The organism is Paenibacillus sp. FSL R5-0407, assembly GCF_038009185.1.
GTDB classification, from domain to species: domain Bacteria; phylum Bacillota; class Bacilli; order Paenibacillales; family Paenibacillaceae; genus Fontibacillus; species Fontibacillus vini.
On sequence record NZ_JBBPAX010000001.1, the window covers coordinates 3,314,249 to 3,334,048 of the forward strand.

Genomic DNA, 19,800 nt, shown 5'->3' on the forward strand with positions numbered 1-19,800 from the left:
TTGGAGGTACACATCAAGATAATCCAACGAGCAAGAGTTAGATGGTCTGTCCGCTTGTTTTCTCGTTCCCAATGCTGGGTTTGAATAAAGATTTAGCCTACTTCCTGATCAAAGCCGCCGCCCTTCGAAAACTGACTGTTGTACAGATCGGCGTAGAATCCGCCTTGCCCCAGCAGTTGCTCATGCGTGCCTTGCTCGATTACGGATCCGTGGTTCATCACGAGGATAAGATCGGCATCCCGAATCGTCGATAACCGGTGGGCAATAACAAAGCTCGTTCTGCCCTTCATCAGCTCGTTCATCGCCTTTTGGATGTAGACCTCGGTCCGGGTATCGACACTGCTTGTCGCCTCGTCCAGGATCAGGATAGCCGGATCGGCAAGAATGGCGCGGGCAATAGTCAGAAGCTGCTTTTGCCCCTGCGAGATATTCGATGCTTCCTCGTTCAGAATCGTATCATATCCGGCTGGTAGCGTCCGGATGAAGTGATCGGCATGCGCCGTTTTGGCAGCCTGTATAATCTCTTCTTCCGTGGCGCCTTCGCGACCATAGGCGATATTCTCGCGGATCGTTCCGTTGAACTGCCATGTATCCTGCAGTACCATACCGAAAAGGCTGCGGAGATCCCCGCGTTTCATATCGGTAATATTGACGCCATCGATCGTAATCGCCCCGTCGTTCACTTCATAGAAACGCATCAGGAGATTGATCAGCGTCGTCTTACCTGCACCGGTCGGACCGACGATGGCGATCATCTGCCCTTGAGATACTTGAATGTTCATGTCCTGAATCAGCGTATGTTCCGGGTCGTACCCGAATTTCACATGATCAAAGACTACATTGCCTTTAGGCTCCTCAAGAACGACAGGATGTGAAGCTTCCTTCACTTCTTCCTCTTCATCCAATATTTCGAAGACGCGCTCCGCCGAAGCTACCGTGGATTGAATGATGTTGGCGATATTCGCCGTCTGGGTAATCGGCATAGTAAACTGTCTTGCGTATTGGATAAACGCCTGAACATCCCCGATTTCGATACTTTTCTTCGTGACCAGAATTCCCCCGACTACGGAGACGAGCACATAACCGATATTGCCGATAAAGCTCATGATCGGCATGATCACGCCGGAGATGAACTGCGCCTTCCACCCTGCATCGTATAGGCGGCCGTTAATGTCGTCAAATTGTTCCTGGGAACGTTGTTCCCGGCCGAACACTTTGATAATTTTGTGGCCGGTATACATTTCTTCCACATGTCCGTTCAGCTCTCCCAATTCTTTTTGCTGACGAATAAACTGCTTCTGGGAACGCTTGGCGATCGACGTGATCGCGATAATGCTTACCGGCAAAGTCAGCACGGCGATCAACGTCATCAGCGGGCTGATCGACAGCATCATTACCAGAACTCCGATAATCGTCAATATAGACGTGATTAGCTGGGTCAAGCTTTGCTGAAGCGTGGAGCTGATATTGTCCACGTCGTTGGTCACCCGGCTCAGAATTTCCCCGTGCGTCCGGGCATCAAAGTATTTCAACGGCAGTCTGGACAGCTTGTCGTTCACATCACGCCGCAGGTCGTAAACGGTCTTTTGCGCGACGCCGGCCATCAGATACTGCTGGAAATAGCTGAATATCGAGCTGAGCAAGTACAGGCCGAGCAGGACCATAATGATCTGCCACACATAGTGGAAATCGATCGCCGCCCCCGGAATGCCCTTCATTTTGCCGATAATTCCTTCAAACAATTTCGTCGTTGCTTTACCCATGACTTTCGGGCTGAGAATACTAAATAGAGTACTTAAAATAGCCATAACCAGGACAGCGCCCAGTTGATATTTATGCGGACGCAAATAGCGAATCAGACGTTTTAGCGTACTTTTGAAATCCTTGGCTTTCTCCGCCGGCATCATCATGCCCGGACCGCCGGGCCCATGTCCGCCGGGTCCGCCGCGTCTGACTCCGGACCGGCCGGGACCTTTTCTTGATTGCTCCTGGCTCATGCGATCTCCTCCTCCGAAAGCTGCGAATACACGATCTCGCGGTATACGTCACAGGTCTCCATCAGTTCGTGATGCGTGCCGATCCCGGCAATCCGGCTTTCGTTCATCACGATAATGCGGTCCGCATCCAACACGGTGCTTACCCGCTGTGCCACAATAATAACGGTCGACTCGCGTGTTTCCTCTTTTAACGCAGCGCGCAGCTTGGCGTCGGTCTTGAAATCGAGCGCGGAGAAGCTGTCGTCGAAGATATAAACTTCCGCCCCCCGGACGAGCGCTCTGGCGATGGAAAGGCGCTGCTTCTGCCCGCCGGAGACGTTCGTTCCTCCCTGTGCAATCACGGAATCGTAACCTTGCTCCATTCCCGCGATGAAATCGGAAGCCTGTGCGATTTCGGCGGCATGCCAGACTTCCTCGTCCGTCGCATCCTCCTTGCCGTAACGGATATTTTCCTGAATCGTTCCTGTAAACAGGACTGCCTTTTGCGGCACAAAGCCGATCTTGGCCCGCAGCTCTTCCTGCGGCAAATCCCTTACGTCAACGCCGTCCACAAGCACTTTGCCTTCTTCCACATCATAGAAGCGAGGAATCAGACTGATCAGCGTCGACTTGCCGGAACCTGTACCGCCAATGATCGCGGTCACTTCACCGGGCTTGGCGCTAAAGGAAATGTCCTGTATCGCCGGTTGCTCCGCACCGGGATAGCTGAACGTTACATTTTGAAATTCCACATATCCCTTTTGACCGGAAGTCGATGTAGGGGTCACTGTATCCTTAATAACAGGAACCATTTCCAACACCTCATTGATCCGCACAGCCGAAGCCGAGGCCCGGGGAATCATCACGAACATCATCGATACCATGATGAGGGAGAACATAATCTGCATGGCGTATTGCAGGAATGCCATCAGATCCCCGACCTGCATATGACCGGCATCAATCCGCAGACCGCCGTACCAGATGATCGCCACGGAAGAAACGTTCAGCACCAGCATCATAATCGGCATCATAAAGGCCATCACTTTATTTACCTTGATCGAAGTATCGGTCAAGTCGAAGTTGGCCGCGTCAAAACGCTTCTTCTCATGGTCGATCCGATTGAACGACCGAATGACCCGAATCCCGGTCAACCCTTCGCGCATAACCAGATTCAGTTTGTCGATTTTCTTCTGGATGGCTTTAAACAGCGGAATCCCTTTTCTCGCGATCAGAAAAATCGCTGCTGCCAGCACAGGCATAATGACGATAAAGATGAGCGACAAGGTCGCATCCTTCGACACAGCCATAATAATACCGCCGATACACATCATCGGCGCCATGATCATCATCCGCAGCATCATAATCAATACCTGCTGGATCTGGGTAATGTCATTGGTGGTACGGGTAATCAGCGAGGCCGTACCGATCTTATCAAACTCTTCAAGCGAGAAATTCGATACGTGGCCGAACACTTTGCCTCGCAAGGTTTTACCGAACCCGGACGCCGCCTTGGCCGAAAAATAACTTGCCCCGATCGAACAGGCCATCCCGCCCAGAGCTACAAGCAGCATAAACAGGCCTATCTTCCAAATATACGGGGTATCCCCCTTAACGACACCGGTATCCACGATATCGGACATCAAAGTAGGCAGGTACAATTCGGAGAGCGTTTGAAAAAACACCAGCACCAATACTGCCGCTACCAGCCAGCCGTATGGCTTCAAATGCCGGAAAAGCCTAGTCATTCCTATCATCTCCACTTCTCTTTTTACGAATGATTGATGTCTTGTTTATGTTTCTCATCCAAATACTGAAACACCAGTTCCAACAGATCGGCAAGCTGGCTGCTCCGTTCCGGGCCCAAGAAGCTGTTTAGCTCCGTGAAGTACCGGGCATATGCCGCCTTTACCTCGCGCCTTATTTCCTCACCCTTCTCCGTGAGCTTGACGCGAACAACCCTCCGGTCTTCTTGATCATTAAACCGGGTAATCAGGCCCTGCGTCTCCAAACTGCGAACTAGCGGGGTTACCGTAGGAGGGCTCACGCCCATCATGCTGCTGATGGTTGAGATGGCCACGCCCCGATTTTCCTTTAAACTTCCTTTTTGGATAAGCAATAATACTTTAAGCTCGCTCGGGGTGAAGCCTTCCTTCGGAGTCTTATGCCACTCCGCTTTCCGGAACCGGCTTAGTACCTCCATTAAACGCTGGGCCATCGGATCCTCGCCCATATTCAAGTCATCGCCTCCATTTATTTATATACTTTAATATTTAGGTAACTTATTTATTCGTAAGCCTAATTATAGGAGCCTAAAATTCCAAAGTCAAGCAGCACTCCTAGCGCTAAATAAACCCAAAAATGACTTCCACTAAAAAAGACCGTTCCGAACGGGTTACTCCCGAATCAGAACGGTCTGTCTCTTATTTTGCTTCCTTAGGTTGCTGCGGCTGAGCCTCTGACTCCGGCTTTTTGCCGAGATCATCCAGGCTTCTGAACTCATAACCCTGGCGGCGGGCTTCGTCGATGATCGATCCCAAGGCGGCAGCATTGTCCTTGGAAACGGAATGCAGCAGAATGACGGCCCCGGGATGAAGCTGGGATACGACTTTCTGGTAGGCGTAGGACGCCCCTTTTTGGTCATTGACATCCCAGTCCTTGTAGGCGACCGACCAAAACACGTTCGTGTACCCGAGCTCCTTCGTCACCCGCAGTACCCGTTCGCTGAATATGCCGCGCGGCGGGCGCAAATAGCGCATTTTATCGGTGCCGGTTAGCTGCGTAGACGCCTGCTTCACCCGGTCCAGCTCTTCTTTGATCTTCCCGTCCGGGATCGTCGTCATATCCGGATGGCTCCAAGAATGATTGCCGACCAAATGCCCTTCCGCTGCCATACGCTTCACAAGCTCCGGTTGGTCCTTCACATAATGGCCTGTAATAAAAAAGACTGCCGGCACCTTCTTCGTTTTTAACGTGTCCAGTATCGGCGTAGTGTACCCGTTCTCATACCCGTTATCAAAGGTTAGGAACAGGTCTTTGCGGGACGTATCCCCCAAAAAAATCGCGCCGTGCCGATCTACGATCTCCTTAAAACCTTCCTCGTTAATGGAAGGAAGCTGACCGCCCACACTTCTTTTAAATCCGAAATGATAAGGCACATCGGCAGAGACAGCGGCAGTGGCCATTTCCGTCTTGGCTGTAGCCGCAGCAGAAGCCGCAGCATTCCCTACGGCTGCAGGGCTGAGAAGAAAACAGGCAAGCAGCCCCGGAATCAAGGCAACCTTCATAAGGAAAGTTCTCTCCTTCTTCATGAATTGTTGTGTTACAGAAACCTGGCAGTTCGAGCTCCAGCTTGCAAGCTCTGCTCCAGTGCTCTGCTTAACTTCAGCCTTTTTTGCCGGAAATATGCATGCCTTATAGATTCATTCATAGCACAAAGGTGTAGCTGAGTTCTATTTCTTCTCGGCCAGATGGCTATGCTTATAGCCGTACATGAAGTAAACGCATAACCCCAGCGCCATCCAGATCAGGAAAGCGATCCAGGTGATCCCCGGCAGGCTGATCAGCAGGTACCCGCAGGTGAGCACCGCAATGATCGGAATCAGCGGAACGAGCGGCACTTTAAAGGACCGTTGCAAATCGGGGCGGGTTTTCCGCAGGATCACGATCCCGAGGGAAACGGCAATAAAGGCGAACAAGGTTCCGATACTCACCAGATCCGCCAGCTTGTTCAGCGGAATGACCCCGGCGAAGATGGCAACTACAATGCCGGTCACCCAAGTACTGACCGCAGGCGCCCCCGTTTTCGGATGCAGCCGGGACAGCTTCTCCGGGAGCAGGCCGTCGCGGCCGATTGCGTAAAAAAGACGGGTTTGTCCGAACAGAAGCACGAACAGCACCGTGGTGATCCCGACGATCGCGCCGAGTGAAATAAAGCCGGCGACCCAATCCTGATGGATGAATTGGAGTGCAAAAGCAACCGGGTTTTTTACATCCAGCAGCGTGTACGGCACCATGCCGGTCAATACCGCGGTGACCAGAATATAGAGCAAGGAGCAGACGACCAAGGACCAGATGATCCCTTTGGGCAGGTCCTTTTGCGGATTTTTGACTTCTTCGGCCGCTGTAGCGACGACATCGAAGCCGATGTAAGACAGGAATGCCGTGGCTGCGCCGGTGACCACGCCGCTGAAGCCGTACGGCATGAACGGTGTCCAGTTGGACGGCTTCACATAGAACGCACCGACGGAAATGAACAGAATAATGACCGCTACTTTAATAATTACCATAATAGAGTTAAGCCGGGTGGATTCCTTGGCCCCGCGTGACACGACAAAAGTAAGCAAAAGCACGATCAGAACCGCAGGCAAATCAAAGTAGGTTCCCCCTGCCGGATTAAAAGCGCTGCTGATCGCTTTGGGGATTTCCAGTCCAAATCCCGATAACAGTCCTTGAAAATAGCCCGACCAGCCGCTCGCTACCATAGAGGCGGCGAAGCCGTACTCCAGGATCAAGTCCCAGCCAAGAATCCAGGCGATGATTTCGCCGAAGGTTGCGTAGCTGTACGTGTAGGCGCTTCCCGATACGGGAACCATAGAGGCAAATTCCGCATAGCACAGCGCGCAGAACGCACAGACGATTCCCGCCAGCAAAAAGGATAAGATAAGGCCTGGCCCGGCGTGCTTGGCAGCAGCCACTCCGGTCAACACAAAAATCCCGGTGCCGACTACACAGCCCACACCGAGCATGGTCAGATCAAATACGCCAAGCTCCTTCTTCAATCCTCCAGCACTGGAGGCCGCTTTTTCTTGAAGCATGGATGTAATCGATTTTCTTCTAAAAAAACTCATCTAGGCTCTGTCCCCTAATATTGAAGTATTTAAACACATTCCGTAATTATAATAAAACCGAACTTACATGACTAGGCAGCTCTACATGGTTAATTTACCCAAAAAGTGAACATTTCGTGGTTTTTTATACATTAAAGAGAATATTCGTTATCCCCAGGAGAAGTCAGCACCTCTTGCGCAAATCGGATCCATTCCCGGGTAGCAAACGATAAATATCGGTCTTCTCGCCATATAATGCCCAATTTCCAAGGAATAACCGGGTTCACAAGGGACAGAATCCGAACCCGCTCCTTACCGATTTCACGGCAAATCGTCTCCGGCAGCAGGGTGATTCCAAGGCCGACGCCCACCATCTCACTGATCAGATCCCACTGGGAGCTTTCATATATAACATGCGGTTGAAACCCCGCCTTGGCGCATTCCGCGATAATCCGGTCGTGCAGCGTAAAATCCTGCCGGAAAAGAACAAACCCGTCACCCGCCAGCTCCGCCAATTCTACCTGTTCCCGGTCGGCCAGCGGATGTGAAGGATGCACCACCAAATTCAGCTTTTCCTCGACAAACGGAAAACTGCACAGCCCCTCCTGGACTGTTGGCAGCACCGCCACCCCGACCTCCAGCAGCCCGTCCGCAACGTCGGACTCCACCTTCTTCGCCCCATCCTCAAACAGTTGGATCGTAATCTCAGGATAGCGCTGATGAAATTGGCCAATGACCCGCGGGAAGAAACTCGAGCCCACCATAGGGGGCAGTCCGATCCGGATATGTCCTCTTTTCAGGTTTCTCAAGTCATCCAGTTCCGCCGTCAAATTTTGAAAAGAGGTGACGATCTGTTGTGCCTGCGTGACGATTAGCTGCCCGGCATCGGTCAGTTCTACTCTTTTACCGACCCTGTCGAACAGGACAACCCCAAGTTCTTCTTCCATCCCCTTTATCGTTTTGCTGATCGTCGGCTGAGTAACAAAAAGTGCGCTGGCTGCTTTCGTAAAGCTCTTCAGGCGCGCAACCTCGATCAGATACTGCATCTGCCGGATATCCATCTTTCGCGTGTCCCTTCTACATTGACTGTTTTACCATAGACAAATGGAATGCTATTCATTCAGTATATTCATTTTACCCATGAAAGCAATTGATGTAATATTTTCAATATCAAATCTAACTTTGCAGAAAGGAGCCCACGACCTATGGGAATGGTTAAAACGATCGGAAAAATCGTGATGCAGGTAGCTATTCTGATCCTGATCTCGATAGCAATGAATTTCCTGGCGCAGTGGCTTCATCTGCCGATACCGGGATCCATTCTGGGCATTATCGTCCTTTTCACATTACTAAAAACGAACATCATCAAATTGACATGGATCGAGCAGGGGGCGAATTGGCTGCTTGCCGAGCTGCTGCTATTCTTTATCCCTGCCGCGGTAGGTGTCATGAAATATATTCCGTTACTGGAGCACGACGGTGTACGGATACTTATTGTAGTCATCTCCAGTACGGTAATCGTTATGGTCAGTTCCGGCCTGGTCGCCTCTCAAATCGCCAAAAGAAAGGAGCGCAAGCTATCATGATTCCAGGCTTGATCTGTCTGATCGTTACGCTCGTTGTTTATGGATTGTCGAAACAATTGTACCGCATCCGGCCGCGGGTATATTTGTCGCCGCTGCTTATCACTCCGCTTGTGCTGGTCATCGGATTAATCTGGATCTCTGTTCCTTACGAAACTTATCATAGCGGAGGAAAATGGCTCAGCGCTCTGCTGCAGCCGGCCACCATTGCTTTTGCGGTGCCTCTTTACAAATACTATAACGTGCTGAAAAAGCATGCGGTGGAAATTCTGGTCAGTGTCCTCACCGGCTCGGTGGTAGCAATGATCTCCTCCGCAATCCTGGCGGAGTGGATGCATCTGGATGCCCAGCTCGTCAGCAGCTTGATCCCCCGTTCCGTTACGACCCCGATCGCCATGAGCGTATCGCAGGTGATCGGCGGGGTTCCGAACATCACCGCAGTCTTTGTTATTTTGACCGGCCTTCTGGGTGCCATGCTCGGACCGATGGTCATGAAGCTGTTCCGCATCGAAGGCGAGGTTGCCCGCGGCGTCTTGTTCGGTACGAGCGCTCACGGCACCGGCACCTCCAAGGCGTTTGAGCTGAGCTCCCTGACCGGAACGATCTCCAGCATCTCGATGATTCTGGCCGCCCTGTTCACGCTGGGCGTGGCGCCGATGCTGATCTCAGTGCTTATTCGTTAATTCGAAGTAAGTACTTTAACTATTGTTTCCTCCTAATTTTCATATATTGATTTCTCTCTTGGACCCTGCCATTGGCGGGGTCGTTTTTTTTCGCCATAGCGATATTTAGGGTTATACAATTCCATTCATATTTAACGGTAACTTTACCCCGCGTTGATGCCGGGATAATCCCCCTTTCCTAAACTAATAGAGATATCTACCTCTACCAACGTAATTGAAAGGAGAGCATCCCTGTGAATTCTTCCGCCCAAAATGCAACCGCTCCGGCCGTAACTTCGGCATCTTCTTATAAAGCGGTTCGCGCAAAAAAACGGAGCCTGTCCCGCCTAAAGGAACCCGCTTTGGCTTACCTCTTTCTGGCGCCATCCATTTTGCTTTTTGGATTATTTCTGCTCTACCCGTTGATGCGCTCCCTATACCTCAGTCTCTTCCTGACCGACCCCCGCGGCCATATCGCCGCTTATGTCGGGTTCGATAACTTCCGGCAGTTGCTGACCTCCTCCTCATTTTGGGGCAGTCTCGCCGTAACCGGAAAATTTGCGCTCATCACCGTGCCCGGAGGACTTCTGCTCGGTTTGATCATGTCCGCGCTCGCCCATTCCCGGCTCAAAGGGATGCGGATTTTCCAGTTTATATTCTCGCTGCCACTGGCGCTCTCGGTGAGCACTTCCGCCGTCATATGGATGATGCTGTTTCATCCTACCCTCGGGATGTTCAATTTCTTTCTCGATCTGGCCGGGTTTCCGGCCGTGCAATGGCTAACCGATCCGAAGTGGGCGCTGCTGTCCATTTCCGTCATGACGATATGGATGAACTCAGGCTTCAACTTCATCGTGCTGCTCAGCGGGCTACAGGGCATCCCCGAAGACATGTACGACAGCGCAAAGGTCGACGGAGCCGGCCCGGTCCGGACTTTCGTACGGATTATTCTGCCGCTTCTATCACCGGTCGTTTTCTTTTTGACGGTCGTTTCGCTTATCGGAGCTTTTCAAGCATTTGGACAGATGCATATTTTAACCAAGGGCGGCCCCGCCGGCTCTACAGAGGTTCTTGTATATTCCATCTATAAAGAAGCTTTCGTCAACTATCAATTCGGCACCGGAAGCGCCATGGCCATCGTACTCTTTGTGCTCATCATGATTCTGACGCTGATTCAATTCACTCTTGTGGAAAAGAAGGTGCATTATCAATGACGCTCCCCCTCCCGCTTCGGAAAAGCGCGGTATATCTCTTGTTGTGCCTGATGGCGCTGTTCATTCTATATCCTCTGCTCTATACGTTTCTGTCCGTCTTTATGACCCCGGAGGAGACCAATCAATTCCCGCCCAAGCTGCTGCCTTCAAGTCTATATCTGGGCAGCCTCGAGGCAGTGATCGACCTCATTCCAGTAGGGCGTTTTATTCTTAACAGCTTTCTCGTCTCCGGCCTGGTGATGATCGGGCAACTGATTACTGCCAGCTTGGCCGCGTATGCCTTCGCGTTTATTTCCTTTCGCGGAAAAGCGATTTGGTTCGCCGTCTTTCTATCGACCATGATGATTCCGTGGGAGGTTACGATGATTCCCAACTTCCTATTGATCAAATCATGGAATTGGCTCGACACCTACCCGGGGCTGGTCTTTCCTTTTCTGGCTTCGGCATTCGGGGTTTTCCTGCTCCGCCAATTCTATCTGCAGCTGCCCAAGGAACTGTTCGAAGCCGCGAAAATGGATGGATGCGGGCATTTGCGGTATTTTGCCAACATCGTCCTGCCGCTCTCCCGCCCGGGACTTGCCACCTTGGCTGTATATGTCTTCCTGAACACCTGGAATATGTACCTTTGGCCATTGCTCATCACCAATACCGCCGAAATGCGCACCGTTCAAATCGGGGTCAGCATGCTGCAATTCGAGGAATTCACCGCCTGGAACATCGTATTGTCCGGTGTGGCGCTCGTCCTGCTCCCGTCTCTGCTGCTGATCGTTCTCGGTCTTAAACAGCTTGTCCGCGGCTTAACCGCGGGGGCGGTAAAGGGGTAGCCGCTCGCCGTTATCCGTAAAGATCCCCGTCCTTCGGGACGGTTTTAAATACAAAATCTTATATTTATAAGATGATTTAAAAGAAGGGGATGCAGGCAAGGGAGTAAAATGATTCCGAAGAAGTGGAGCGGTCGCCTTTGGTTCCGGATTTCTACCGATTCAGATTCTATAAGATCAAGAAATCTGGAACCAACAGCGATCATAGGAACATTTTACGTACTTGCCCCCCATCCACTTTAATAGTTCATCTTATATAAAAAGGAGAGAACCATCCGAAATGAGACAACCGAAGCTGAAAAGTTCCTTATTGCTGATTACCGTATTGCTGCTGTCCATGCTGGCGACGGCCTGCGGAGGGGCCAATACGAACACCGCGTCCAATGCCGGAGCGGCAAGCAACAACAAACAAGCTGCCAACGCAAACTCAAACGGGAACAAAGAAGAGACCTCCGCATCCAAGACTAAAGTGGTCTGGTGGCATTCCATGGGCGGAGAGCTGGGCAAAGCGGCGGATCAGTTAGTGACGGACTTCAACGCCTCGCAAAGCACCGTAGAAGTCGAAGCCGTTTATCAAGGCACCTACGACGAGAGCTTGAATAAAATGAAAGCCTCTTTAGATTCCAAGAGCGGACCGTCCCTGATCCAGGTATACGAAATTGGCTCCCGCTTCATGATCGATTCCGGCGCCATCACCCCGGTCCAGAACTTTATCGACCAGGAGAGTTACGATGTCAGCCAGTTGGAGGAGAACATCGCCGGCTATTACACGTTTGATGGCAAACAATACTCCATGCCGTTTAATACCTCCAATCCGATTCTCTACTATAATAAGGACTTATTTAAAACCGCCGGACTCGACCCGGAGAAGGCGCCAGCTACATATGAGGAAGTAAAACAGGCTGCCGATAAGCTGGCACAAAAGGGAGCCCCCGCTTCCTTCGCGATCTACGGCTGGTTTATGGAGCAATTCTTTGCAAATCAGGGAGCGGAGTACGTGAACAACGGAAACGGCCGGACCGCTCCGGCTGATGCTTCACTCGTAAACAGCGAAGCCGGCACGAAGACTCTGGATTGGTGGAAAGGCCTCATCGACAGTAAAGCCGCCATCAATCTCGGACGTAAAACGGATGATACGAAAAAGGCGTTCCTCGCCGGACAAATCAGTATGACGCTGGATTCTACGGCTAGCCTGCGCGGCATCGTTGATGGCGTAGGAGATAAATTCGAAGTCGGCACCGCATTCCTGCCGAAACCCGACGGTACGGAGGACGGCGGCGTAGTAGTCGGTGGAGCGAGCTTGTGGATCTTAAACAACAAGCCGGAAGCCGAGCAGCAAGCCGCCTGGGAATTCATCAAATTCCTGGCTCAGCCGGATACCCAAGCGAAATGGCATATTTCTACCGGTTATTTCCCAATCACGAAGAAGGCCTATGACGAACAAATCGTGCAGGATAATCTGGCCAAATATCCGCAGTTCCAAACGGCGATCGACCAGCTTCATGCCAGCAAACCAAGCCAGGCAACGCAAGGCGCTGTAATGGGCGTGTTCCCTGAAGCCCGGCAAATCGTGGAAAGCGCCATCGAGGAAGCGCTCGGAGGCTCCAAGACGACGAAGCAAGCCCTGGACGATGCCTCTAAAGAGATTAGTAGCAAAATAGAAAACTATAATAAAACCGTCAAGTAACAGTAACTTTCATGTGAGTAGCAACGTTAATATTTTGTCGGCTCGAATTTGGAATAAAGAGGCTGCCTTCCACCCGGAAGAACGGCCTCTTTTTCGATTCAGCCACGGGGGCGCATTCGTATTTTTTGCATTGTCGATTATTGCCGTCTGGGGTATGATCATATTATTTGAATACTATTCTTAATCTAGCAAAGAGGTGTACACAGGACTTGCTGTTTAACTCTTACGAATTCATTTTTGCCTTCTGGCCCGTCTCATTTGTCGTCTATTTTTTACTAAATCGCTTTTGCCCCCCGATTATCGGAAAACTGTGGTTGGCCCTCGCTTCCCTGTTTTTCTATTCCTGGTGGAGCATTAAGTCCCTACCGCTGATTCTCGCTTCGATCGCCTTCAACTACATTATGGGCCGCGCCATCAGCCATGCTGATAAATCCAGGTCCGTCCGAAAGCTGCTGCTTACGCTCGCGATTACCGGGGATGTTCTGCTGCTCGGCTATTATAAGTATGCCGATTTCCTGATAACCAACGTAAATTCGCTGTTCTCCGCGCAACTTCAACTGTTGCAATTGGCTCTGCCGCTCGGAATCAGTTTCTTTACCTTTACGCAAATCGCCTATCTGGTTGACGCCTACCGGGGTTCGGCCAAGGAGTACAGCATCGTAAATTACGTGCTCTTCGTAACCTTCTATCCTCATTTAATCGCAGGTCCGATCCTTCATCATAAAGAAATGATGCCGCAATTCGACCGGGCCCGCAGCAAAGTAATTATTCCGGGCAATGTTGCAAGAGGATTGTTCGTATTCTGCATCGGTCTGTTCAAGAAAGTCGTCATTGCCGACACTTTAGCTCCGATCGCAACGCAAGGCTTTGACGTATCCGCCCATTTAGGGTTCGTGGAAGCCTGGACTACGTCGCTGGCCTATACATTGCAGCTGTACTTTGATTTCAGCGGTTATTCCGACATGGCGATAGGGATCGCCCTGCTCTTCAACATCAAGCTGCCGATTAACTTCAACTCACCATACAAAGCCCTCAGCATCCAGGACTTCTGGCGTCGCTGGCACATGACACTGAGCCGTTTTCTCAGGGATTATATCTATATTCCGTTGGGGGGCAACCGCAAAGGTCATTTCCGCACCTACTTCAACCTGGTCGCCACCTTCGTGATCGGCGGGATTTGGCATGGCGCGGGCTGGACATTTATCATCTGGGGTCTGATGCACGGTGTCGCTCAGGTCATCCAACGTTTGTGGAAAAAAACCGGAATCGTGCTCCCGAATTGGGTTGCCTGGTTCATTACGTTTATGTTCATCAACTTCAGTTGGGTGTTTTTCCGCGCCAAAACATGGGATGACGCTATCAAAGTGTTCCGCGGCATGTTCGATATCGGGTCCATAGACCTGTCGATGAGTCTGCTGGGACAAGTTCTGCTGATTTTCGTAGGACTGGTAGTTGCCGTCTTTGCCCGTAACTCGATGGAAATGAACAAGAAATTCCGGCCTAACCTGAGACACGCCGCGTTCATCGCGTTCCTGTTCGTGTTCTCCGTCTTGTATTTTAACCAAGTCAGCGAATTCCTGTATTTCACATTCTAAAAAATATCCCGGATATTCATCATTCTGCGAAAGGGAGATCACTTCTTGAAGAACCTTCGTTTTATTGTTTCGTTCCTCGTCTTTATCGTGCTGTTCGGCGCGATCGTCGGAACGTTCGTATATGCCGTCGACCCTCTCCAGCAATACCGGAAGGCGTCTTATCAGCCTCTTTTCTCGGGGGAACAACGCTATCAGAACCCGGGGCTGGCCAAAAATTACAAATACGACATGGTCATTATCGGCAGCTCCATGACAGAGAATTTCATTCCATCCCAGGTCGGCGAGACACTCGGCGGCAATGTGCTTAAGCTGTCGACGGAGGGCTCAACCGCCAAAGAGCAAAGCATGATCGCCGATGTAGCTTTCGGTACCGGACAAGTTAAAAAAGTACTTTGGGGCCTTGATTACTTCTCGTTGCGTGAAAATTCCGTGCGGGATGAGCAGTCTTTTCCCTTTTACTTGTACGACGATAACAAGCTTAACGACTATAAATATATTTTCAATATCTCTAATGTAAAGCATGCTTTCGGCGCCTTGTTTCTGCCCAAGGACAAGTATCCCCAATACCGCAATTTGGAAAAGCTCAATTACTGGGGGGGCTATGCTAAATATGGCGCGGATCGCGTCATGACCAAATGGAAAGAGGCATGGAACTCCGAGCAGACAACATCGGTAAACGAGCCTTCGCTGGACGTAGTTAAACAGCGGTTTCAGGACAATATTCTGAGACTGGTTAAGGAACATCCGGAAGTAGAGTTTACGTTCTATTACCCGCCGTATTCCGTCATCCGCCAGCAGGTATGGTACAGTCTGAATCCGGAACGCTTCGCCAATCAAATAGCCATGAAAAAATATATGTTCGAGCAATTCAGCGCCTTTGACAATGTGAGTATTTACGACTTCCAAAGCGATGACTCCATCACCTACGATCTCGGTGTATACAAAGATTTGTCGCATCACTCGGCGGAAGTGAATCAGCGCATTGCGGAAGAAATCGCTGTGGGAACGAACAAGGTCACCGCCGAAAACGTGGATCAGTTCAACAAGGATCTTGAGCAACAGGTGCAGAGCCTGGTCATCAATGAAAACGGACCCCTCTTCTCGCTTACTTTGACCGTCGACGGACAGCCGGCTTCCTTCCAGCAAATCCCGACTACGTCTAAGGATCAGGTCCGCGTTCCGCTGAAAGATTTCGCGGAAGGCATCGGAGCGGAATTCATTTATGATACCGCCGCCAAGAAAGCAACCCTGACTCTCGGCGATAAAGAGCTCGTGCTTAGCGTCAATGATCCGCTGGCGAATGTGAACGGGGAAGCTGTGAATCTGGATTCGCAGCCCGTCATCGTCAAGGGCCGGCTGGTTGGACCTGTTGTACAGTTGACCCAACTTTTAGGCGGAGAAATTACGACCACCGAAGTTAATGGGGATCCTCATTTCGTGAATTATGATATAACATTTTAAGAAAAAAGCTCTCTTCCCGCGATGCAGGGAAGAGAGCTTTTTGATTATGACGGCCGAGCCTGGCGAATCAATCTAATTACTCGGGGGCGCCCGCGATTGTCACCGGCTTGCCGGTTGCGGCCGATTCCAGCGCAGCGCATGTTACCCGCTGTGTCTTCACGGCATCGGCGTAGCCGGAAAGAATCCCGGACGTATCTCCGGTTCGCAACGCATGGATAAAGGCTTCGCTTTCTTTTACATAAGGATTATCATCTATTACATAAGAGCTCTTCTCTCCCGCTCGGGTTACTTCCAAACGATCCGGGTTCCAGTCCAGAATTCCTTCGTCGGTATACAGCTTCAGGCCAACTTCACCCACACCGCCCGGCAAAACGCAGGTATTTGAAATATTCGCAATAGCCCCGCTATGCAGTTTGAGGGTGACCGTGCCCACATCCGCAACATTTACATTTTCAAATTGATTATGAACTACGCGGTTGCCATAGGTCGCATAAACTTCTTCCACTTCGCCGGCCGTATAGCGCAGCAGATCGACGATATGCGTCGTCTGTTCGATAAACTGGCCGCCGGAGCCATCTTGCCTTCTCCACCAGGAAACCTGCGGCATATCTCCCATCCAGGTGCCGAGAGCCATCCCGATCGTCCGGCCATCCAAAGCATCCTTCATCTTCTGAATGGAGGCTTTGTAACGGAAGTGGTAGCCTACGGAATGAATGACCGGCTTCTTCTCCAGGCTATTCAGAATGCTAAGCGGGGTATCAAGCTCGGCGCCGAGCGGCTTTTCTACCAAAAACGGAATTCCCCGCTCGATCAGTTCGGCTTCAATGTCGCCATGGGACATCGGCGGAATACAGAGGTATACGGCATCCAGTTTCCCTCCATCCAGCATCTCGGTCAAACTGGCATAGCCGCGAGCTCCGGAATATCGCGCCGCCAGGGATTCTGCCTTGGGCAAGCTTGTTCCGCTAACTGCCGCAACCCGAACTCCATCCATCCCGGCCAAAATATCGCCATGCACTTTGCTGAACCAGCCCGTACCTACAATTCCGATATTCAAATCCATGTTGTCTGCCTCCTGAATTCGTTTTGTCTTATTTCTTAAGCGTAGCGGTTATTTAGGCGAATCACAAGGGGAGCAAAGTTTCGGATACACAAAAACTAGTGGCAGAAAATGGAACCCTGTGGAATAATATAATCAAATTTGTTGGGAAATTAGGGGTGCTCATATGCAAAATATTACGCTTGAACCGGTCGACTTGGCTTTTGCGGAGGAAATTACGGAGCTTGTTATCGCCTGCGATATTGACGAATACGGACAGCCTGATTTCGTGCTTGAAGACTTGCTGGACATTTGCAGCGACATTCCGCTGGCCACCAATTCATGGATGATCCGGATGAACGGCGAGGTAACGGCTTTCGCTTTTCTTGAAGAAAATGAAAAGGGTCGTTTGTCTTCTTACGGCTATGTCCATCCCAAGTGGAAAAGTCAGGGACTGGGTTCTCTTCTCCTTGAAGCCATTGAAAACAGAGCCCGCGAATATGCACTGGATTCTACCGAAACTGCCTGCACCCTCTCCAACGTCATCCCTGCACTCAGCGAAGCGGCCCGGCAGTTGCTGGAAAACCGCGGTTATGTCTTTCAACGGAAGTATAGCCGGATGGGTATAGAGTTGCAGACTCCTCCTGCTCTTTCAACTCCGGGTAACGGCATATCTATCGATCTTTATAATCCCGCGGCCGATGAGGATCTCCTTTGGTCCGCTTACTGCGAGACGTTTCAGGACACTAGAACCTATTATGAAATAGACAAGTCCCAGTGGTTAAAAGAGAAAGGCGGAGCTCATTATGACCGTAACTTTTGGTTCATAGCCCATGCCGATAATCAATTAGCCGGATTCATTATCAGTAAAAACTTCGGGGATCACCTTTATGTCGATCTCCTCGGCGTAAGGCGGCCATGGCGCAAACAAGGCATCGCCCGCGCTCTGCTGGAACACGTATTTCACGCTGCATATAACCGCGGGATAGAGCAAGTCCTGCTCAGTGTCGATGACGTTAGCCTGACTGGCGCTAACAGATTGTACGAAGCCGTAGGAATGAAGGCATTGTTTCAAATGGCTTTTTACGAGAAAAAACTGTAACCTAAAAATTGCTCTATTTCCTCTATCCCTGAATTCTATCGCCAAGCGGATCAATCCTTGAGCCGCCTGGCTTTTTTATGCATTAAGCTTGTTTCGATGCTTCAATTATCTAACACGAACTGTAAAGTTCATCTCAAAAGGTCATCAACTTCATCTAAATAAAGTTTTGTTTATATCTTACATAGATATTACAATTAGAGTTAGAAAAGTCGTGAAAAATGGAACAAACCATAATGCTAAAAAACGAAAGGTGGAGAACACATTGGCAATTACTACACAAACTAGTCCCGAGCTCCAAGCCGCACAAGAATACGTGAACGAAGTCTATGAAACCGTCAAAAAACGCAATCCCGGAGAAAGCGAATTTCACCAGGCCGTAAAAGAAATCCTTGATTCCCTCGTGCCGGTATTCGCAAAGAACCCTAAATACAAAAACCATGCGATCCTGGAAAGAATCGTGGAGCCTGAAAGACTGATCTCCTTCCGCGTGCCTTGGGTCGATGACCAAGGTAAAGTTCAAGTGAACCGCGGCTTCCGCGTTCAATTCAACAGCGCGATCGGACCTTACAAAGGCGGACTTCGTTTCCATCCGTCCGTAAACGCCAGCATCATCAAATTCCTCGGCTTTGAGCAAATTTTCAAGAACTCCTTGACCGGCCAGCCGATCGGCGGCGGTAAAGGCGGTTCCGACTTCGATCCGAAGGGTAAATCCGATAACGAAGTCATGAAATTTACCCAAAGCTTTATGACAGAATTGTCCAAATATATTGGTCCAGACACAGACGTACCTGCCGGCGATATCGGTGTAGGCGCGAGAGAAATCGGTTATATGTTCGGCCAATACAAACGCCTTCGCGGTGGAAATGAAGCAGGCGTCCTGACAGGCAAAGGACTTACGTACGGAGGAAGCTTGACGCGTACGGAAGCTACCGGCTACGGTCTGGTTTACTTCACCGACGAAATGTTGAAAACTAAGGGCGAAAGCTTTGAAGGTAAAACGGTTGTCATTTCCGGCTCCGGTAACGTATCGATCTACGCGATCGAAAAAGCTCAACAGCTCGGCGCCAAAGTTGTTGCATGCAGTGATTCCAACGGCTATGTTTATGACAAAAACGGCATTGATCTGGCAACAGTTAAACGCCTCAAAGAAGTGGAAAGAAAACGGATCAAAGAATATGTAAGCGAGCATCCGTCCGCGGAATACCATGAAGGCTGCGAGAACATTTGGAGCATTCCTTGCGACATCGCATTGCCTTGCGCAACCCAAAACGAAATCAACGAAGAAGCTGCCAAGACGCTCGTAGCGAACGGCGTGAAATTCGTTGCCGAAGGCGCCAACATGCCTTCCACTTTGGAAGCCATTGAAGTATACCTGAGCAACGACGTGTACTTCGGACCGGCCAAAGCGGCCAACGCCGGCGGGGTTGCCGTATCGGCTCTGGAAATGGCGCAAAACAGTGCAAGACTGGCCTGGACGTTTGAAGAAGTTGACGCCAAGCTGCAACAAATCATGAAAAACATCTACAGCAACAGCGTAAATGCGGCTGAAGAGTACGGTCATGCAGGCAATCTCGTGGTCGGCTCCAACATCGCCGGCTTCCTGAAAGTCGCCGACACGATGGTCGCTCACGGCGTGGTTTAATCATAATATAATTAGCTTGAAGTAGGAGAGTATCCGCGGGCCATGGCTCAGCGGATACTCTTTTTAGTTGTTTTAGAGAGCCTTAGGACAGATTTAGATTAGTCTTTGAGCTGGTCTTGAACAGGTCTCGAAATGCGTGTAACAGTAGAAAAAATCATCGGAATAGTACGGGCGGTGTGATTATGCTGGAGC

At 50.5% G+C, this 19,800-nt stretch carries 16 protein-coding genes; 9 read left to right on the plus strand and 7 right to left on the minus strand.

All coding sequences use genetic code 11. From position 1 onward, the window contains the following. Positions 1-92 precede the first annotated feature (92 nt). The 6 genes from NYE70_RS15840 to cidR form a co-directional block, all read right to left on the minus strand. Positions 93-1,997: an ABC transporter ATP-binding protein gene (locus NYE70_RS15840; RefSeq protein ID WP_341046831.1), complete on the minus strand. Its 1,905-nt coding sequence runs from the start codon at positions 1,995-1,997 to the stop codon at positions 93-95. Further along, positions 1,994-3,721, minus strand: a complete 1,728-nt coding sequence (locus NYE70_RS15845; protein ID WP_213653642.1) for an ABC transporter ATP-binding protein — start codon at positions 3,719-3,721, stop codon at positions 1,994-1,996. The genes NYE70_RS15840 and NYE70_RS15845 overlap by 4 nt, the downstream gene beginning before the upstream one ends. Before the next feature lie 23 nt (positions 3,722-3,744). Continuing rightward, positions 3,745-4,206, minus strand: a complete 462-nt coding sequence (locus tag NYE70_RS15850; RefSeq protein ID WP_244861380.1) for a MarR family winged helix-turn-helix transcriptional regulator — start codon at positions 4,204-4,206, stop codon at positions 3,745-3,747. 190 nt (positions 4,207-4,396) lie between these two features. After that, positions 4,397-5,158: a delta-lactam-biosynthetic de-N-acetylase gene (gene pdaA, locus NYE70_RS15855; RefSeq protein WP_247681856.1), complete on the minus strand. Its 762-nt coding sequence runs from the start codon at positions 5,156-5,158 to the stop codon at positions 4,397-4,399. A 267-nt stretch (positions 5,159-5,425) separates the two neighbouring features. Continuing rightward, positions 5,426-6,823, minus strand: coding sequence for an amino acid permease (locus NYE70_RS15860; RefSeq protein ID WP_213653640.1), 1,398 nt, complete (start codon positions 6,821-6,823; stop codon positions 5,426-5,428). A 131-nt stretch (positions 6,824-6,954) separates the two neighbouring features. Then, positions 6,955-7,863 carry a cidABC operon transcriptional activator CidR gene (gene cidR, locus NYE70_RS15865; RefSeq protein WP_213653639.1) on the minus strand — a complete coding sequence of 303 codons (909 nt, stop codon included), beginning with the start codon at positions 7,861-7,863 and terminating at the stop codon, positions 6,955-6,957. 144 nt (positions 7,864-8,007) lie between these two features. Between cidR and NYE70_RS15870 the strand changes: the two genes are divergently transcribed. The 7 genes from NYE70_RS15870 to NYE70_RS15900 all read left to right on the plus strand — a co-directional run bounded on the left by NYE70_RS15870 (position 8,008) and on the right by NYE70_RS15900 (position 15,825). Further along, a complete protein-coding gene (locus NYE70_RS15870; RefSeq protein ID WP_211022740.1) occupies positions 8,008-8,388 on the plus strand; it encodes a CidA/LrgA family protein in 381 nt (126 codons plus the stop codon). Next, a complete protein-coding gene (locus tag NYE70_RS15875; RefSeq protein ID WP_211022741.1) occupies positions 8,385-9,068 on the plus strand; it encodes a CidB/LrgB family autolysis modulator in 684 nt (227 codons plus the stop codon). The genes NYE70_RS15870 and NYE70_RS15875 overlap by 4 nt, the downstream gene beginning before the upstream one ends. Positions 9,069-9,301: 233 nt before the next feature. Beyond that, positions 9,302-10,261, plus strand: coding sequence for a carbohydrate ABC transporter permease (locus tag NYE70_RS15880; protein ID WP_445323798.1), 960 nt, complete (start codon positions 9,302-9,304; stop codon positions 10,259-10,261). Further along, complete coding sequence (locus NYE70_RS15885) at positions 10,258-11,085, plus strand: carbohydrate ABC transporter permease (protein ID WP_341046835.1); 828 nt, start codon at positions 10,258-10,260, stop codon at positions 11,083-11,085. Before NYE70_RS15880 ends, NYE70_RS15885 begins: the two co-directional genes overlap by 4 nt. Positions 11,086-11,362: 277 nt before the next feature. After that, on the plus strand, positions 11,363-12,769 hold the full coding sequence (locus NYE70_RS15890; RefSeq protein ID WP_341046837.1) for an ABC transporter substrate-binding protein: 1,407 nt from the start codon (positions 11,363-11,365) through the stop codon (positions 12,767-12,769). Positions 12,770-12,978: 209 nt separating this feature from the next. After that, positions 12,979-14,364 carry an MBOAT family O-acyltransferase gene (locus NYE70_RS15895; protein WP_213653635.1) on the plus strand — a complete coding sequence of 462 codons (1,386 nt, stop codon included), beginning with the start codon at positions 12,979-12,981 and terminating at the stop codon, positions 14,362-14,364. A 45-nt stretch (positions 14,365-14,409) separates the two neighbouring features. Further along, positions 14,410-15,825, plus strand: a complete 1,416-nt coding sequence (locus tag NYE70_RS15900) for a copper amine oxidase N-terminal domain-containing protein (RefSeq protein ID WP_341046839.1) — start codon at positions 14,410-14,412, stop codon at positions 15,823-15,825. A gap of 76 nt (positions 15,826-15,901) precedes the next feature. Here NYE70_RS15900 and NYE70_RS15905 read toward each other — a convergent pair whose 3' ends face one another. Then, on the minus strand, positions 15,902-16,888 hold the full coding sequence (locus NYE70_RS15905) for a Gfo/Idh/MocA family protein (RefSeq protein WP_213653633.1): 987 nt from the start codon (positions 16,886-16,888) through the stop codon (positions 15,902-15,904). Positions 16,889-17,051: 163 nt separating this feature from the next. Between NYE70_RS15905 and NYE70_RS15910 the strand changes: the two genes are divergently transcribed. Together NYE70_RS15910 and gdhA are read left to right on the plus strand one after the other, a co-directional pair. Then, positions 17,052-17,966, plus strand: coding sequence for a GNAT family N-acetyltransferase (locus tag NYE70_RS15910; RefSeq protein ID WP_341046841.1), 915 nt, complete (start codon positions 17,052-17,054; stop codon positions 17,964-17,966). Between the two features lie 262 nt (positions 17,967-18,228). Then, positions 18,229-19,608, plus strand: a complete 1,380-nt coding sequence (gene gdhA / locus NYE70_RS15915; protein ID WP_211022749.1) for an NADP-specific glutamate dehydrogenase — start codon at positions 18,229-18,231, stop codon at positions 19,606-19,608. Positions 19,609-19,800: the final 192 nt, after the last annotated feature.

What these genes read in the sequence shown, in the direction of transcription:
- NYE70_RS15870 (WP_211022740.1), top strand. Translation starts at nt 8,008, where the DNA reads ATGGGAATGGTTAAAACGATCGGAAAAATCGTGATGCAGGTAGCTATT.
- NYE70_RS15845 (WP_213653642.1), bottom strand. Translation starts at nt 3,721, where the DNA reads ATGACTAGGCTTTTCCGGCATTTGAAGCCATACGGCTGGCTGGTAGCG.
- NYE70_RS15875 (WP_211022741.1), top strand. Translation starts at nt 8,385, where the DNA reads ATGATTCCAGGCTTGATCTGTCTGATCGTTACGCTCGTTGTTTATGGA.
- NYE70_RS15860 (WP_213653640.1), bottom strand. Translation starts at nt 6,823, where the DNA reads ATGAGTTTTTTTAGAAGAAAATCGATTACATCCATGCTTCAAGAAAAA.
- NYE70_RS15905 (WP_213653633.1), bottom strand. Translation starts at nt 16,888, where the DNA reads ATGGATTTGAATATCGGAATTGTAGGTACGGGCTGGTTCAGCAAAGTG.
- NYE70_RS15850 (WP_244861380.1), bottom strand. Translation starts at nt 4,206, where the DNA reads ATGGGCGAGGATCCGATGGCCCAGCGTTTAATGGAGGTACTAAGCCGG.
- NYE70_RS15910 (WP_341046841.1), top strand. Translation starts at nt 17,052, where the DNA reads ATGCAAAATATTACGCTTGAACCGGTCGACTTGGCTTTTGCGGAGGAA.
- cidR (WP_213653639.1), bottom strand. Translation starts at nt 7,863, where the DNA reads ATGGATATCCGGCAGATGCAGTATCTGATCGAGGTTGCGCGCCTGAAG.
- NYE70_RS15890 (WP_341046837.1), top strand. Translation starts at nt 11,363, where the DNA reads ATGAGACAACCGAAGCTGAAAAGTTCCTTATTGCTGATTACCGTATTG.
- NYE70_RS15885 (WP_341046835.1), top strand. Translation starts at nt 10,258, where the DNA reads ATGACGCTCCCCCTCCCGCTTCGGAAAAGCGCGGTATATCTCTTGTTG.
- pdaA (WP_247681856.1), bottom strand. Translation starts at nt 5,158, where the DNA reads ATGGCCACTGCCGCTGTCTCTGCCGATGTGCCTTATCATTTCGGATTT.
- NYE70_RS15840 (WP_341046831.1), bottom strand. Translation starts at nt 1,997, where the DNA reads ATGAGCCAGGAGCAATCAAGAAAAGGTCCCGGCCGGTCCGGAGTCAGA.